This window comes from Pseudomonas sp. PDM32 (assembly GCF_019219225.1).
Taxonomy (GTDB): Bacteria; Pseudomonadota; Gammaproteobacteria; order Pseudomonadales; family Pseudomonadaceae; genus Aquipseudomonas; species Aquipseudomonas laurylsulfatiphila.
The window spans coordinates 37,578-50,983 of record NZ_JAHUWE010000009.1; the positions used below are offsets into that span (position 1 = coordinate 37,578).

Below are 13,406 nucleotides of genomic sequence, written 5' to 3' on the forward strand. Positions count from 1 at the left end.
GGTTTAAAGGAGCGATTGCTCAGTTTGCGCTTTGCGATTGGTTGTTATGACTCACACCCAACTCTTCAGCTGGCTAACCGACAATCACATAAAACTTCAGCATCGGAACTGGCTGACGCCACACACCACGAAACCCCTTGGGCACCAGAAAGGAATCACCTTGGGTATAGGTTTCGCAGAAACCGTCTGCTTCGAGAGTGACCTCCCCCTCCAGTACCACCATGAACTCATCAGCCGGATAGTTCTCGTAACGCTCGGTGTAAGGTTCGCAACGCCAGATACCCGACTTCACCGGTGGCTCGCTACGGCAGAAGTAGGCATGATCCAGGCCCATCGGCCGGCCTTCGATCAGCTCGGCATGTTCCAGAGCCTCGTTCGGCAATTGCTGCCAGTCACTTGGGCCAGTCGAAGAAAAACGGATTGGTAGGAGCATTATGAAACCTCGGAATTGCGTGTTGGGATTGACGTCAAAGCTAAAGTCAGGCTCCTATACGGGCAAGTGACAAGATTTCAGCCTGAGTCACTTCAGGTTACGGAGCGCCCCCTTTGAGAAAACATCAGTCGCTAACCGCGCTTCGCGCCTTCGAGGCCGTTGCCCGACTCAATAGCATTTCGTCCGCTGCGGAAGAGCTGCATGTAACGCGTCCAGCAGTGTCAAAACAGGTTACGCAGTTGGAGAGCGACATGGGCTGCGCCCTGCTCCAGCGCACGGGCAATGTGATCCGCCTGACTTCGGCGGGCCGCGAGCTGTTTGCGGCCCTGCAACAAGCCTTCGAGTTGATTCAGCTGACCACCGATACCATCAGCCGCCGGGCACGGCGGGGAGAGCATCTACGGGTGTTGGTCTGCCGTGACTTCGCGTCAAGCTGGCTGGCCGGCCAGGTTGGGAAGTTTCTGGTTGCCAATCCCGGGATATCCGTAGAAATCACCGCCGAAAACAACTTTAGCTTCCGCCTCGATGAGGATTTCGACTTCCGAATTTTCTATGGTATGCATGGAGCCAGGGCGGGCGGAGGGCTGGAAGAGAATGAGCTGTGCCGCTGGATCGACGTTCTGGTCTGCACCCGCAGCTTTGCAGAAACCTATTTAGGTGAGGGCCACAAGCCTTGCGAAGCGCCTTACCTGATCGATGCCAATTACGATGTCTGGGACGAGTGGTGTACCCTGACCGGGCTGGATCCTGGCGGTCCGCGTCGCCAGCAGACAGTGTTCAACGAAACCACCCTGTGCCTATCGGTCGCCGCATCAGGTGGCGGTCTGACCATCGGCGACAGCTTCCTTGCATTGCCCGCCATCCAAACAGGCGAGCTGATCGTTCCCTACCCGCTGGGCCTGGTCAGCGCGCAGAACTACAGTCTGTTCAAACCCAAGGCAAGACCGAACTCACCGGCCAGCCAAAAATTTGAGACCTGGCTACGCGGTGCAATAGATGCCTACCAAGTGACAGTGCGGCAAGCGCTCGCGGAAAAAGGCATTCGAGTAGTGGAGCGCACCGATGCTGTCGACCAAAGCGCCCCTGTCGACTGAACGTGCTGCACCAATTACGGAACCCACCGTTACTGGATCGTCGCGCACAGACTTCACCGCCGGCACGCGGTTATGATCCGGGATACCCAGGCGCCCTTGGACCCACACTCATGCCAGCCTCGAAAATCCTCCCCTCCCCCGCGCCGCTGCTCAAACCCGGTGAGACGGTGGTGTTGTTCGACGGTGTCTGCAAGCTGTGCAATGGCTGGGTGAGGTTCGTGATTCGCCATGACCGTCAGCGGCGCGTGCGGTTGGCGGCGGTTCAGTCACCCGAGGGGCAGGCTCTGCTCGCCTGGGCAGGTTTGCCCATGGATCAATTCCACAGCATGGCGGTGATCCGCGACCGATACTACTGGGAGCGTTCGCAAGCATTTTTCGAAATCTTTGCCCAGTTGCCCGCAATCTGGCGCCCCGTGAACCTATTGCGCATCATCCCTCGCCCACTTCGAGATTGGGCCTACGACCGCATTGCGCTCAATCGCTATCGCCTCTTCGGGAAATACGACACCTGCCTGTTGCCGGATCCTGATCATGAACAGCGCTTTTTGAAAGCGCCCCGCTGAACGCCTCAAGGCGACGTGACGAGCTGGATCAATACTCGGGTTGAAGCTATACCGAAAGGGTTCCGGGCGGGGATGGACCACACGCTCGATTAGCGTCTGAGGAGAATTTCACGGTGTCGAATCAGCTGGTCATACGCAACATGACCCGTCCCGAACTGGACGAACTCGTCGAGTGGGCTGCCCGTGAGGGCTGGAATCCCGGCCTTCACGATGCCGAGCTGTTCTGGGCCACGGACCCTGCCGCCTTCATCGCGGCGTCCCGGGACGGCGAATTGATCGGCGGCGGCGCCATCACCTCCTACCATGGCGAATTCGGTTTCATGGGTTTTTTCATCGTCCGGCCTGAGTACCGCAGCCAGGGCCTGGGCAATACCCTCTGGCACGCACGCCGCGAGCGACTCCTCGCCCGCCTGCACCCGGGCGCGAGCATCGGCATGGACGGCGTCTTCGCGATGCAGGACTACTACGCCAAGGGTGGTTTCGTCTTCTCCCATCGCAACCTGCGTTTTCGTGCCGAGATCAACGAGCGCCCGACGACCTCGCAGGCGGACGACCAGGACATCGTCCCGTTGGCCGCCGTCCCGTTCGATCAGGTGATCGATTACGACCGCACCTGTTTCCCCGCCCCGCGCGCAACCTTCCTGAGCGGGTGGATAACCCAGGCCGATGCTCTCGCCGTGGGTTGCCGGCGCGAGGGCAGGCTGAGCGGCTATGGCGTGATAAGGCGCTGCCGGGAAGGCTGCAAGATCGGCCCCCTATTCGCCGATGACGCCTTGGCGGCCAATGCCCTGTACGCACGCCTGGCGGACTTTGCGCAGGGTGGCCCGCTGTTTCTCGATGCCCCGGAGAACAACCCCGACGCCATGGCGCTCGTGCGCCAACAGGGCATGACCGAGGTGTTCGGCTGCGCACGCATGTACCTCGGCCCTACTCCGGCGATCGCGCACGAACGTGTGTTCGGCGTCACCACCTTCGAGCTGGGCTGATGTCCGCCCGCGACCTCATCGGTTATGGCGGCCGTCCACCCCACCCGCGATGGCCCGGTGAAGCGCGCGTTGCCGTGCAGTTCGTACTCAACATCGAAGAAGGCGCGGAATCCTGCCTGCTCAATGGCGATCCCCAGTCGGAGGCCTGGCTTCACGAGCTACCGGGCCGCCCGCCGCGCGTGGGGGAACCGGACTTGAGCGTCGAGGGCATGTACGAATACGGATCGCGCGCAGGTGTGTGGCGCATTCTGGAACTGTTCCGCGCCCGAGGCCTGCCGCTGACCGCCTTCGCCGTCGGCCGGGCGCTGGAACTCACCCCGGCGATCGGCCAGGCGCTCTGCGCAGCCGGGCATGAGATTGCCGGGCATGGCTACCGTTGGCTGGACTATCGCGACATGCCTGAAGACCAGGAGCGGCGCCATATCCGCCTCACCCTCGACGTGATCGAGCAGGCCTGCGGCAAACGCCCCGTCGGTTGGTACATAGGAAGGGTCAGCCAGAACACCCGCCGCCTGTTGCGCGAGGAAGGCGGGTTTCTCTACAGCTCGGACGCCTACAACGATGACCTGCCCTACTGGCTCCCGGGCTCACCCGCCCACCTGGTGATCCCCTACACACTGGTCAACAACGACGCCCGCTATCTGCTGCCGAACGGTTTCGCCTGCGGTGAAGACTTCTTCCGGCTGCTCAAGGATGCGTTCGACCTGCTGTGGCAGGAAGGCGCGCAACACCCGAAGATGATGAGCGTCGGCCTGCATGGGCGGATCAGCGGCCATCCCGGTCGTGCGATGGCGCTGGCGCGCTTTCTCGATTACGTACAAGGCCACGACGCGGTGTGGATCTGCCGGCGCGAAGAGATTGCCAGGCACTGGATAGCCCGGTTCCCGGCCTGAGAGGGGTTCGGAACGGGCTGAGCCATGCTGGCTTATCAATGTCGCGCTTTTCTCAGGGCCAAGTCGCGTTTAAATCCGAAGGTGATACCGCGAGTGAGTAGTTAGGCGTATGAGTTGGAGGAGTTGCGATGACAACAATCGATGTGAAATCCCGATTTGAAGCAAAGCTTCTTCGTCCGGCAAAGCCGGGTAATGATGCATCGTGGGCGTTCTTAGTACTGCCAAGAGACGCGAGTGAACAGCTTCCGAGGCGAGGAAGGACGACAGTTGAAGGCACAATCAATGGGCACCCTTTCCAGGCGACCCTTGAGCCGGATGGTCAGCTGAGCCATTGGCTGCAGGTCAGTAGAGAGTTACTCGAAGCCGCAGGCATAGCCGTTGGGGATGTCGTTACACTAGAGCTAACCCCTGTGAAGAAAGAACCCGAGCCAGACATCCCAGCCGATTTTCAGGAGGCTCTGGAAGCCACTCCTGAGGCTCGTAAGGTTTGGAACAATACGACGACCATCGCACGAGTAGACTGGATACATTGGATTACTTCAGCCAAGCAACTCAAGACGCGCGCAAAACGAATTGGTGATGCTTGCGATATGCTTGCATCCGGCAAGAAGCAGGTTTGCTGTTTCGACCAATCCGGCTACTACAGCAAGGCCTTCCGTGCGCCCGAGGGTGAAATTCTTTAAATGGAGCATTCCGTGGAATGCGCCTGACAATGCGTTGTGGCCCTTCGCAACGGGCAGAAATCGGTCAGAAATTGCCACTCTAGGGTCTCGGCTAAAAGCCTCCCTCGTTGGTGATCTCATCCGCATTATGTTTACCTCCCGACATCGACAGGCCAACGTCACTTCACCTGCTCGATATCACCGGGCTTCCAGCTCTTATCGATAGCGGGTTCCTTCGGGCCGTAAAGTCGGATGATGGCGAAATAACCTTTGCCTGGCACAGTGGCGAGCCAGTTGGCTTGCTTGCCTTCGGGTGCTTTGGGTCCGAGGTAGAGGTCGGTGCTGCCGTCGGCGTTTTGCACCGGCTTGTCACGCGAACCGAGCGAGGGGAACGGCTGGCCGTTGTCGAGACCGGAAGCATTGGCGGCATCGTAAAGCGTCACCGACCAGAACAAGGCGGCAGGAATGTTGGCCGGCAGGCTCAGGTGATAGCTGGTATCACCCGACAAGGGCGTGCCCCCGCTGTCGGTGAAACTGATCATATATTTGGCACCCTTGCCTGGGGTTTGGGACATCATTCCCGGGCTTATCGAGTAGTAGTTGGTGAACATCCAGATTCGAGCATCGAGGGCCAGGTACGGATAGGCTCCGGCGACATTTTCCCAACTGTCATTCTTCGACCCGCCCGGATTTGCGGGAGTACCGTCGGCGAAAGGATTAAGCCACTGGCGGTCTGGATAGACTCTATACGAGAGACCATTCGCCTTGTCTGAAAAGCCAATGACACGGCTCATCTCGTAGCCGGTCTTGGCGGCCCGATCGAGGATCTCGCGTGTTTGCGCGTCAGGATTGAAGGGCTGCCCCTTGACGATGCCGATCGCCGCCAGCATGCCGAGCCAATCGGGACCGGCGAGGTTGGCGCCTTCACTGTCCACGAGCAGCTTGAGTTGATCGAAGGCATTGCCGTCGCTGCTCGGCAGCATGTTGACCGGGACGCCGGAGGCATCGGGGTATGTCATCGGTTTCGCCCCGGCCGCGCCGTTCAGTGGATATATCTTTGTCTGTTCAAGATGCGTAACCGCCGGCGTCAGATTCTTCGGGTCTTTATAGAACCCGCGCAGAAAGACAAAGACATTGTTTGTGGCAGAGCGGTACACGTAATAGCCGTCCGGCACTTCGCCCTTGTAGCCGGGTGGCAAGAGGAGAAACTTGCCGCCCTTTCCCTCATCCGGTCCAAACAGACCAACGTCTCCAAAGAACTTGCCACCATCGACCGGGATGGGACGCTGCCAGACATCCAGCAGGATGCCTTGCAACTCAGGCGGCGCTTCCATCACCAGCGGCCCATCCCTTCCCAAGTCGATGTAGCTCATCGCGTAAAGGACATCGGAGTTGGGGGTCGTCACCAGGGTCTTGGCGTCAAGTCTGCGCTTCCAGATCGGCAAGACGTTGTAGCCAGCGCCGAATGTCTTTTCCGAGCCCACCTGCATGCCGAGGGTGTTGATCAAAGGCAGCGCCCAGAGATACGTCTGTGTCGCCCGTTGAAAAAGCAATTCGTCGCGTAGTATCTGCGCGGCCTCCTTCGTGGGTCGGCCTTGCGTGAACGGCAGGTCGGCGAGTTTATTGAAGCTGGCTTCCTGAGCGGAGGCCTGCATTGCCAATTCGCCCATTACTAACGCGCTCACGAGCGCAGCGGCGATCAAGTTCTTTGGATTCATGGTTGCGTCCTCTGCCGTTTGATCACTTCACTGTCGCGATGGCCGGTGGCTGCCACGTGCCGTCGAGTATGGCTTTGTCGGCCCAATAGGCACGGATGTAGAGCGAGAATGGGCCGCTGGGGGCCGGCAGCCAATTACTTTCCTTGTCCTTGCCGGGCGTCTTGGCGCCGGCATAGAGCGTCAGCGACCCGTCCGGGTTGTATTTGAGATTCTTGTTCTTCGTGCCCAGCGAATTGCGCTTTAGCGCGTTGGGATGAAACAGGTGGACGTCGTTGTATAGCGTGAGCGACCAGAAGCCCTTGACCGGTGGCAGCTGGCCCTTGCCAAAGGTGACGGCATAGGTGTTGTTTCCGTTGAGCTGCTTGCCCTGACTATCGTTGTCCGTGTAGATATATTTCGTCTCTTCCGGGCGGTTGTCGTACATGTTCGACTTGGCGGAGGCGGTCCGATTGAGGTAGTCGGTTCCCCATTGGGCGTTGTTCACCGGCGAATTCCAACCATTGCCGGCGGCACGACCGTTGTTGTTCCACCGCAGGAACGGCGAAATCATCTCGTGCTCAGCACCGACAGCGGTTGCCTTGAGCGTCTGCATGATTTTCGGGTCCTTGGCGGCTGCGTCCAGCACACTTCCGATCCAGTTATAGAGGGCTTCCTCGCCTGGCAGCGGCGGCACGCTTTTCATCACCGCAGGTAGTTCGTCGAAGAAGGTTTCCGGGTTCACCCACGAGGCCTCCCCCTTGCCGGTGGTCTTCGGCGTGGGGAAATGCGGTAGCTTGCTCCAGTCCTTGGACTTCATCTTGCCGTCGAACTCCGACAACGGGTAATAGACGATCTGGCTGATCACCGGCTGGACGGCTTTTTGGTCCTCAGCGCTGTCATCGATGAAGATACGCGGAACGACAAAGGCCAGCGACGTGGAGGAGCGCACCACTGCCGTAATGCCGGCTGGAGTTTCGCCCTTCCAGTTTGGGCCGACCATCATGTAGAAGCCGGGTTTGGTGCCGTAGGCCTTACCGATCTCGGAAAATTCGTCGGTGCGCGCGTCATAGTGGGCGAAGACCCAGAAACGATCACCGAAATCCGGGACCTGGAAGACGATGGGCTCTTTGTCCAGCGTCATGAAGCCGGCGCCGTACGCGACATCCTGGTTGGGGCAAGCGATGAAGGTTTGGTCCGGGCTGACGTACCCGGTCAACATTGCGTTCCGGTTGAATGCGATCGGTATCACGCCGCCCAGCAAGCCGGGTTCGGGGGCCTTCGAAAAAGCGTTGCCGCGGTTGGCCATGTTGACCAGCGGCCAGCCCCACAGGTAGGCCATGCGCCCCACCGATTGCACGTAGGCCGTGGTCATGGCGGTGCCGCTCGCCGGGCCGGGAACTTCGCTGGCGGTTGTAGGGATCGCCACCTGCTGCGCCTGAGCGTTACCCGCCAGCATCAGGAAGGCTGCCCCGACGCCCAGTAAAACGGTTAAGGATCGACGATCAGTTTCCTTGACCCGATCATTTCTTCGGCTGGCAGCGCAAGATTCAGTCGACATGTTCAACCTCCAAACTCCGTGAATACGTGAATGGATGCCGAAAAACATGCGGAAAAGAAGGGGCAAACTTTGTGGCGACTGGACCCCTGCGACAGCACCGCGGCGGCACGCCGTTTGATTGTAGCAGCCCAAAATCAGGCAGCTTGGGCCATTCGGCCAGCGTTCCACAGGTACAGCCGCTACCGTTCGCCTCCGGCCTGCCTATGGCTCAACTGCCCCCTCATTCGTTGACTGACTGCTTTCGGCGCTATCGCTCAAGATTTCGAGGGGCAGCTGTGGGTCGAATAGCGACCACCAGCCATTGTGACTGATCCATCCTTGTTCTCCCCTCAACGTGTTCCCGAGCCCGTTGCACGCCTCGGACCATCTTTCCACTAGGCAATACGTTCGAATAGTTACAGCTTGGGTGACAGCCATTGGCCTTGATCCAACCATGTACGGAACCCACACGCTAAGGAGAACCAAGGCTTCGTTGATCTATCGCAGGACGAAGAACCTGAGAGCAGTTCAACTACTGCTTGGTCATACGAAGCTTGAAAGCACTGTCAGATACCTGGGAATCGAGGTCGATGATGCCCTGGAAATGGCGGAACAAACGGAAGTCTGATTATCCATAGTGACGGTCGATGCTTGACCGTCGCTATCCGACCCTAAGCGATCACCCGAAACAATGATCAACGTAAACCCGTAGGAACGTATCCTCTACGGACACTCTGAATTCCGAGGACTTGCTGCCGGAGTTTTGCACTCGGTTTTTGCCGCCGCCACCCCATTAAAATCACCGGCCCAGCGCCTAATGCCAGTCAGTTAAGCGTTTGATCACCGCAAACCTTGTGGGAGCGAGCTTGCTCGCGATGACGGCTGGACAGTCAAACAAGGGGTGCCTGACCGTCTGCCATCGCGAGCAAGCTCGCTCCCACAATGTCCGGGGCTTAACTGATCGGCATTAGGCCCAGCGCCGGCGTTTTCGTTATCGTCACCCAGCGTACAGCCAGCCCGTCAGGCTCATTGGCCTGGCCGCTATTCACTGCGCAGAGCCGCCACCGGATGCAGGCGGGCCGCCCGCAGTGCCGGCGCCAGGCCGGCGAGAATGCCGAGCACCGCCGCCAGCAGCAGTGCCAGCAGCAGAAACAGCGGCTGCAGCGCCAAGGGCAGGCTCGGCATGGCCAGGTGCAGTAGCCCGAGCAGCAGGCCCATCAACAGCAAGCCCAGCAAACCACCAGCCAGGGACAGCAGCGTCGCTTCGGCGAGAAACAGCCCGAGCACCTGCCGCGGACTGGCACCAATCGCCCGCAACAGGCCGATTTCCGCCGTGCGCTCGCCCACAGTGGTGGTCATGATGGTAAGAATGCCGACGGCGCCGACCAACAGGGAAATGCCCCCCAAGGCACCGATGGCCAGGCTCAGGGTGCCGAGAACACGATTGAAGCTGCGCAGCATGTCGTCCTGGGTGCTCAGGCTGAAGTCCTCCTCGCCGTGCCGTTCGCCGAGCACCTGGCGAATCTGCTGACTCAACGCCCGCGAAGTGGTGCCGGCGCCGAACACCACATGGACTTTGACCACCCCGGTGCGGTTGAACAGGCTTTCGGCCCAATCCACCGGGATGTAGGCGATATCGTCGAGGTTGAAGCCGAGCAACTGGCCCTTCTGCGCCATCACGCCGATCACCCGGAAACGCACGCCGCCGACGCGGACCAGCTCGCCCAGCGGATTGCGTACACCGAACAGCTCGACACGCAGCTGATGGCCGAGCACCACATAGGGCGGCGAACGACCGTCACGGGCCACGGGCAGGAACTCCCCCAGGCTCAGTTGCATGCGCCAGGCCTGCGCCAGCTGATGGCCGCCACCGAGAATGTCGCTGCGCCGGCTCAGTTCACCGAACTGGACATCCCCGCTGCCCGGAATGATCGGCACCGCCGCCTCGACATGCGGCAAGCGCCGCAGGGCGTCGGTATCACTGATGGTCAGTGGCCGTACGCTGCCGAGCAGACCGCCGAGGCCGCTGGTCTGGGTCTTGCCCGGGCGCACGGTGATGATCCGCGTACCAAACTGCGAAAAGTTCTCCAGCACATAACCGCGCACGCCTTCGCCTATGGCCGTGAGCAGCGCCACGGCGGCTATCCCGATCGCTATCCCGAGCAGGGTCAGCAGGCTGCGCAAGGGTCGACAGGTCAGCGCCGAGCTGGTCAGCCGGAAACCATCTTGCCAGCGCATCAGTGCGCTCCCGGCGGGCGTAGCGCCGCCACCGGCTCCAGCGCCGAGGCCCGAGCGGCCGGCAGCCAGGCGAACAGCAGCGCCGTGACGAGTGCCAGCAGCACCGCGCTAGCCCGCGCCCACCAGGGTGCATAGAGCGGCAGATCGAACGCCAGGCGCCCCAGCCAGAGCAAGGTTTCGGCCAGCAGCAGCCCCGCCAGCGCCCCCGCCAGGGCGAGCAGCGCCGCCTCGCCGAGGAACAGCAGGCGCAACTGCGCCGCCGTCACACCTATGGCTTTGAGCAGGCCGATCTCGGCGCTGCGCTGGCTCACCGCAATCCATGTCACGTTCATGATCAGGATGCCTGCCACCAACAGGCTGATCGCGGCAATCCCGGCCACCGCCAGGGTCAGCACCGTGAGTATCTCGTCGAAGGCGCTGAGCAGGCTGTCCTGGCTGATCAGGGTGATGTCTTCTTCACCCTCGTGGCGCTCCTTGAGCGCGGCGAGTATCTGCCGCTTGCTGCGCTCGAGAAAGCTCGGCCCATGCACCTCGACAAACACCCGCAACAACCCCTCGCGATTGAACAAGGCCTGGGCACTGGCCACCGGGATGATCAACATTTCGGCGAAATCCATCCCCAGGGATTCGCCCCGCTCACTGAGGATACCGACCACCCGGAAGCGCCGGTCGCCGGCGCGCAACCATTCACCCAGGGCCGGGCGCGCACCGAATAGCTCGCGCCGGAGTTTGCCGCCGATCACGCAGACGGCCTCGGCCTGCTCAGGGTCCAGCGCCGGCAGGGGCTGGCCCTGGACGACCGTCAGTTGGCGAATGGCGAAGAAGTCTCGCGTGGTGCCCAGGGTCAGCACCTCACGATTACGGTTACCGACTATCACCTCCATCTGCCCGGCCTGCATCGGCGCGACCCGGCGGATGCCCGGCAACCGGGTGATGACCTGTACGTCCTGCAAGGTCAACTCGTGCGGCGTCAGTCCGGTGAGCGGCGGCATGCGCCCCGTGGTTTCCTTGCGACCCGGGAAAATGATCAGGATGTCGCGCCCGAGCAGCGAGAACTCGTTCAGGACGAAGGCCCGCGCGCCCGCACCGAGACCGGTCAGCAGATTGACCGCCACCACCCCGATAGCGATGGCCAGCAGCAGCATCAGGCTGCGCGAGCGATGCCCACGCAAGGCGCCGAGCCAGAAGGCCAGGGCATCGGCGGCACGCATCAGGCCAGCGCCTGCTGCGACGCAGCACTGTGGATCCGCCCGTCACGCATGTGCAACTGGCGCCGCGCGCGGGCGCCCAGGCTGGCGTCGTGAGTCACCACTATCAGGGTCAGCCCCTCGTCGTTGAGCTCCTCCAGCAGGCTGAAGACTTCGGCGCCGGCCTGGCTATCGAGATTGCCGGTGGGCTCATCGGCCAACAACAGCGCCGGTTGCATGACCATCGCCCGGGCAATGGCGACGCGCTGGCGCTGACCGCCGGAGAGCTCGCCCGGGCGGTGGGCAATGCGCTCGCCCAGCCCCAGGCGCTCCACCAATTGGCTGCTGCGCTTGTGCCGTTGCGCCGTGCCAATGCCGGCGAGGACCATCGGCAGCTCGATGTTTTCCAGCACCGTCAGCCGTGCGATCAGGTGGTAGGACTGGAACACGAAACCTATCAGTTGGCTGCGCAATTGGGCGCGCCGCGCCTCGCTCAGCGTCGCCGTGGCCTCGCCCTGCAGCCAGTACTCGCCGGCGCTCGGCGCATCAAGTAAACCGAGGATGTTCAGCAGGGTCGACTTGCCCGAGCCCGACGGGCCCATCACCGCCATGTAGTCACCGGCGGCGATGTCCAGATCCAGGCCGTCCAGCCCCATCACCTGCTGCTCGCCCAACTGGAAGGTGCGGCTGCCGCCGCGCAGGCGGATCATTGCCTGGTCTCCGCCGCATCCACCGGGATCACTGCCGCGGTGTCCTTGAGCCCTTCCTGCTCGAGGCTGGCGACTATGCGCGCGTTCTCGTCCAGCCCTGCGAGCACCTCGGTCCAGCGCCAGTTGCTCAACCCGGTTTGCACCGCCACCTCGCGCAACACCCGGGCGCTGGGGTCATAGCGCAGCACGCGCTGCCCCTCCAGCAGGGTCTCGGTGGGGATGCGCAAAACACTTTCGCGCTGCTCCAGGAGGATCTCGACATCGGCGCTATAGCCGGTGAGCAGGACCAGATTGGCCGGCGGCTGGTCGAAGCGCACCTCGACATCGACGGTGCGCGCCTGCTTCTCCAGTTCACGCACATAGGGCGCGATGCGGCTGACGCGGCCAGCGAATTGCTGGCCACGGAAGGCATCCAGGGTGATCCGCACCGCGGTTCCGGGGTGAACCCGGGCAGCGTCCACTTCATCGATTGGCGCCTCGACATACAGGCAGCTGTCGTCGATCAGGTCGACTGCCGGCGGCGTGGGAATACCCGGCGGCGAAGGGGTGACGAACTCGCCGAGTTCGCCGTTGATTTCTGCGACTATGCCGGCGAATGGCGCACGCAGGGTCGTCTGCTCCAGCAGTGAACGCTGCAACTGCAGGCTGGCGTCGGCCTCGCGGATCAGCACGTTACTGGCATTGCACATCAGCTTCGCCAGGTTAGCCTTGGTCTCGGCCTGATCGAGGCGATCGGCGGCAACCAGCTTGCGGTCGGCCAACTGGCCCAGGCGATCGAGGTCGCGCCGGTCCAGATGAGCCTGCTGGCAGCGCTGTTCGCGGGCGTTGCGTTGGGCCTCCAGCCGCGCCTCGGCCTCCTGCAACCGGGCCTGCTGCTCGTCCTGCCGCAAGCGCATGAGCACCTGACCCGCCTGGACCCGCTGACCCTCGGCGATCAGCAACTCGGCAACCTGGCCGCCGACATTGAAGGACAGATGCGAGCGCCGACAGGACTTCAGCGTACCCGCACGGGTATTGGCCACCAGCGTCTCCACCGGCCCGCGCTCAACCTCCAGCAGCCTGACCGGCAACGGCTGTGGTCGACTCAACCAGCCGCCCAGCACCACCAGACAGGCCAGCATCGACGAGCCAATCAATAATTTGCGCATGGACTTCACTTCCTCCCCACATGGCTTGAGCCTAGGTCAGGAGGGTAAAAGAACAACGCAAAACGTCATTTATCCGACGTTTTTCAGACGAGCGTCAGAGGAGCGCCAAATAAATGGCAAATGAGATTTATTTCTCTCGCAACGGCTGTTCGCCAGCCATGCCAACTCAATTGAATTCCTTGCCGCGGCGACACTGCGACGTCGAAATATCTCCGCAAACTGTGCCACGCTTTGCCCACACCCGAATGTCTTCAAGCG

The 13,406-nt window shown here is 61.6% G+C and carries 12 protein-coding genes and 1 pseudogene; 6 read left to right on the top strand and 7 right to left on the bottom strand.

The features are described 5' to 3' along the window. Positions 1-73 precede the first annotated feature (73 nt). Positions 74-433, bottom strand: a complete 360-nt coding sequence (locus KW846_RS17945; RefSeq protein ID WP_007973008.1) for a cupin domain-containing protein — start codon at positions 431-433, stop codon at positions 74-76. Positions 434-546: 113 nt separating this feature from the next. Between KW846_RS17945 and KW846_RS17950 the strand changes: the two genes are divergently transcribed. The 5 genes from KW846_RS17950 to KW846_RS17970 all read left to right on the top strand — a co-directional run bounded on the left by KW846_RS17950 (position 547) and on the right by KW846_RS17970 (position 4,652). Beyond that, positions 547-1,527 carry a LysR family transcriptional regulator gene (locus KW846_RS17950; protein ID WP_218483921.1) on the top strand — a complete coding sequence of 327 codons (981 nt, stop codon included), beginning with the start codon at positions 547-549 and terminating at the stop codon, positions 1,525-1,527. Positions 1,528-1,637: 110 nt separating this feature from the next. Beyond that, positions 1,638-2,090 (top strand): thiol-disulfide oxidoreductase DCC family protein, encoded by a 453-nt coding sequence (locus KW846_RS17955; protein ID WP_007973010.1) that lies wholly within the window; start codon positions 1,638-1,640, stop codon positions 2,088-2,090. 113 nt (positions 2,091-2,203) lie between these two features. Continuing rightward, complete coding sequence (locus tag KW846_RS17960) at positions 2,204-3,076, top strand: GNAT family N-acetyltransferase (RefSeq protein ID WP_218483923.1); 873 nt, start codon at positions 2,204-2,206, stop codon at positions 3,074-3,076. Beyond that, the gene (locus KW846_RS17965; protein WP_218483925.1) at positions 3,076-3,969 is read left to right on the top strand and encodes a polysaccharide deacetylase family protein; all 894 of its coding nucleotides are present in this window, start codon (positions 3,076-3,078) and stop codon (positions 3,967-3,969) included. The genes KW846_RS17960 and KW846_RS17965 overlap by 1 nt, the downstream gene beginning before the upstream one ends. 128 nt (positions 3,970-4,097) lie before the next feature. Beyond that, positions 4,098-4,652, top strand: coding sequence for a YdeI/OmpD-associated family protein (locus KW846_RS17970; protein WP_007973013.1), 555 nt, complete (start codon positions 4,098-4,100; stop codon positions 4,650-4,652). 158 nt (positions 4,653-4,810) lie between these two features. Here KW846_RS17970 and KW846_RS17975 read toward each other — a convergent pair whose 3' ends face one another. Both KW846_RS17975 and KW846_RS17980 read right to left on the bottom strand, forming a co-directional pair. Further along, on the bottom strand, positions 4,811-6,349 hold the full coding sequence (locus tag KW846_RS17975) for a DUF1254 domain-containing protein (RefSeq protein WP_218483927.1): 1,539 nt from the start codon (positions 6,347-6,349) through the stop codon (positions 4,811-4,813). 22 nt (positions 6,350-6,371) lie between these two features. Beyond that, positions 6,372-7,886, bottom strand: coding sequence for a DUF1254 domain-containing protein (locus KW846_RS17980; RefSeq protein ID WP_007973017.1), 1,515 nt, complete (start codon positions 7,884-7,886; stop codon positions 6,372-6,374). 334 nt (positions 7,887-8,220) lie between these two features. Between KW846_RS17980 and KW846_RS17985 the strand changes: the two are divergent. Further along, positions 8,221-8,493: pseudogene (locus KW846_RS17985) on the top strand (tyrosine-type recombinase/integrase); the annotation flags it as partial. A 413-nt stretch (positions 8,494-8,906) separates the two neighbouring features. Here KW846_RS17985 and KW846_RS17990 read toward each other — a convergent pair. The 4 genes from KW846_RS17990 to KW846_RS18005 are packed head-to-tail and all read right to left on the bottom strand — an operon-like array spanning position 8,907 to position 13,148. Continuing rightward, positions 8,907-10,103: an ABC transporter permease gene (locus KW846_RS17990; RefSeq protein WP_218483929.1), complete on the bottom strand. Its 1,197-nt coding sequence runs from the start codon at positions 10,101-10,103 to the stop codon at positions 8,907-8,909. Beyond that, positions 10,103-11,314, bottom strand: a complete 1,212-nt coding sequence (locus tag KW846_RS17995) for an ABC transporter permease (RefSeq protein WP_218483931.1) — start codon at positions 11,312-11,314, stop codon at positions 10,103-10,105. The genes KW846_RS17990 and KW846_RS17995 overlap by 1 nt, the downstream gene beginning before the upstream one ends. Then, positions 11,314-12,000 carry an ABC transporter ATP-binding protein gene (locus KW846_RS18000; RefSeq protein WP_218483933.1) on the bottom strand — a complete coding sequence of 229 codons (687 nt, stop codon included), beginning with the start codon at positions 11,998-12,000 and terminating at the stop codon, positions 11,314-11,316. The genes KW846_RS17995 and KW846_RS18000 overlap by 1 nt, the downstream gene beginning before the upstream one ends. Then, a complete protein-coding gene (locus tag KW846_RS18005) occupies positions 11,997-13,148 on the bottom strand; it encodes an efflux RND transporter periplasmic adaptor subunit (RefSeq protein ID WP_218483935.1) in 1,152 nt (383 codons plus the stop codon). The genes KW846_RS18000 and KW846_RS18005 overlap by 4 nt, the downstream gene beginning before the upstream one ends. Positions 13,149-13,406 lie beyond the last annotated feature (258 nt).